Source organism: Sinomonas sp. G460-2 (assembly GCF_047759905.1).
Taxonomy (GTDB): Bacteria; Actinomycetota; Actinomycetes; order Actinomycetales; family Micrococcaceae; genus Sinomonas.
This window is the reverse complement of the sequence record NZ_JBKZWT010000437.1, coordinates 1-2,412: the sequence shown is the minus strand read 5'-3', so window position 1 is coordinate 2,412 and position 2,412 is coordinate 1. Positions and strand designations below refer to the sequence as shown.

Below are 2,412 nucleotides of genomic sequence, written 5' to 3'. Positions count from 1 at the left end.
CCCTTGCCGACGACGGCGGCCGCCCGCGCGCCGTACAGCCGGCCCCTCGTGCGGAGCAGCTCCGCGACGAGCACGCGATAGAGCCCGTGCGCGGCTCGCGCCATGAGTTCGGGGCCACGCCCCCTCTCGAGCAGCGGGCGCTCCGCCTCGCGGACTTGCGTCCCGGTCAGCGCGGTGATCATCGGCGCGTGCGGTGCCGGCCCGTCAGCTCTCGGCGACGACCATCGCGGTGGCGATGCCGCCGTCGTGCGACATGCTGAGGTGCCACTTGCGGACGCCGAGGCTCTCCGCGACGGCGAGCACGGTGCCCGTGATCTGGACGGTGGGGCCTGAGGCGTCGAGGCCGATCCAGCAGTCCTGCCAGTTCATGCCGGCCGGCGCGCCGAGGACCTTCGCGACGGCTTCCTTGGCGGCGAAGCGGGCCGCGAGCGAGCGGGCGTTGAGCTCACGCTCGGCGGGAACGAAAAGGCGATCTCTGAGCCCCGGGGTGCGCTCGAGCTGACGCTCGAACCGGTCGATGTCCACCACGTCCACGCCGATGCCGATGATTGCCATGAGGCCTACTGTATCGTCCGCGCTGACGCGAGCCGGTCCGGGCGCGGCGGTCCCGTCCGCTCCTGTCCAGTCTGAGCGGCGGCGCAGCGGATTGGGCCGGTTTCGGGGCACCGGAAGGCGTCTTTCGGAGGTCAAGGTGGGCAGGAGCGGACACGCCTCCTGGCGGCGTTAGCCCTCCACAGCACTCGAAGCGTTCGTTCCATCCACATGGCCGTAGGAGGGCCTGCCCTCGCTCTGGGCGAACCGCTGCGATGGGCTCATGGACCTGCATGCATACATCACGTCACTCGGCGGTGTCGCACGGACGAGGACCCTCATCGAGGCCGGCTACACGAAGCGAGACATCGCCGCCATCGCCTTCGATTTCAAAAGGCCCACCCGAGGCATCATCGCCCTCTCGGGCTGCAATCCTGACTTCCTGTTCGCCCTCCTGCACAATGGGCTGCTTACCTGCGGATCGGCGGCCGAGTTCTACGGCCTGTGGATCCGGGCCAGGCCCGCGCGGCGTCATCTGGCCTGTGCGCACAGCAGGTCGGCGGCGTTCGTCTCGCATCGAACGCGGCGATTCCCTCCGCACGGCCTCCTCCCCGTCGCGTCCATCGAGGACACCGTCCTCCACGCGTTGGGGTGCCTCGACGTGCCGCAGGCGGTCAGCGTCGCCGAGTCGGCACTCCGGTCGGGCCGGATCGATGCGGACATGCTGAGAGCGTGCCTCCGCGGATGCCGGAGCGCGCGAGCCCGTGATGCACTCGCCCGCGTTGACCTCACCGCCGAGTCCCAGCCGGAAGTCGAGGCGAGGCTACTGTTTCAAGCCCAAGGATGGGCGGTCGAGGCACAGGCACGGATCCCCGGCGTTGGACGCGTGGACTTTCTGATCGAAGGCCGCGTCATCGTTGAGATCGATGGGCACGCGTATCACCGAACGAGAGAGCAGTTCGCCGAGGATCGTAGGAGGCACAACGCGGCGATCCTGCGGGGTCTCCCCACCCTCCGGTACCCGCCGGAAGTGGTCTGGAACGATCCTGGACGAATCGTGTCCGAGGTCCAGGCCCTCCTCGAGATGACCGCTGCATAGGTTTCACGTCCCTTCGTGCCCAGTTTGGGACTCATGGACCGGGCGGCCGTCAGCGGGAACCGCCCGAACGCGCCGATCACATCCCGCCCACGATCTCTGGGGGCGCGCTAAGTGGGCAGGAAGGGACGCCGTCGCCTTGCCGGACTAGGGTGGGCCGCATGGAACCCGAAACGAAGTGGGCCATCAGCATCCTCGAAGACGGCTTCGGCCGGGTCCGGGAGGGCGTTGAGCACGCTCTGCTCGGGCTCTCGCCGGACCAGCTGGTCCGTCAGCCCTCCCCCGCAGCGAACTCGGTCGGGTGGCTCGTGTGGCATCTATCGCGGATCACCGACGACCACTTCGCCGCCGTGGCCCACGTGCTCGGCGGAGGCGAAGCGCCTCGACGGAGAGAACGCGTCGTGCCGCCGGGCCAGCTGTGGCCCGAGTGGCAGCCCCGCTTGGGCACGCCGTACGCCGAGGGCAGCACGGGCTACGGGCACACCGCCGAACAGGTGGCGGCCTTCCCGCGGATCGACCCCGCCCTGCTGTCCGACTACCACGCGGCGGTCCACGGTCGCGCCCTCGAAATCGTGCGGGGTCTCGCCCCAGGCGACTTCGGAGCAATCGTCGACTTCCGCTGGGACCCACCTGTCACGGTTGCCGTCCGGCTCGTGAGCATCCTCAACGACGCGACGCAGCACATCGGCCAGGCCGCCTACGTCAGGGGACTTCTGACGTTCCACTGGCCAGGCGGCCACACCTGACCAGGCGGCCTCAACGGCCTTGGCTACCGGTACCCTAAC

At 69.3% G+C, this 2,412-nt stretch carries 3 protein-coding genes and 1 pseudogene; 2 read left to right on the top strand and 2 right to left on the bottom strand.

Annotation, left to right across the window (positions count from 1 at the left end):
* Both ACLN58_RS21060 and ACLN58_RS21055 read right to left on the bottom strand, forming a co-directional pair.
* Positions 1-182: pseudogene (locus tag ACLN58_RS21060) on the bottom strand (bifunctional ADP-dependent NAD(P)H-hydrate dehydratase/NAD(P)H-hydrate epimerase); the annotation flags it as partial.
* Positions 183-204: 22 nt separating this feature from the next.
* Complete coding sequence (locus ACLN58_RS21055) at positions 205-555, bottom strand: holo-ACP synthase (RefSeq protein WP_415857173.1); 351 nt, start codon at positions 553-555, stop codon at positions 205-207.
* 259 nt (positions 556-814) lie between these two features.
* Between ACLN58_RS21055 and ACLN58_RS21050 the strand changes: the two genes are divergently transcribed.
* Positions 815-1,630, top strand: a complete 816-nt coding sequence (locus tag ACLN58_RS21050; RefSeq protein WP_415857172.1) for an endonuclease domain-containing protein — start codon at positions 815-817, stop codon at positions 1,628-1,630.
* A 158-nt stretch (positions 1,631-1,788) separates the two neighbouring features.
* Positions 1,789-2,373: a mycothiol transferase gene (locus ACLN58_RS21045; protein ID WP_415857171.1), complete on the top strand. Its 585-nt coding sequence runs from the start codon at positions 1,789-1,791 to the stop codon at positions 2,371-2,373.
* Positions 2,374-2,412 lie beyond the last annotated feature (39 nt).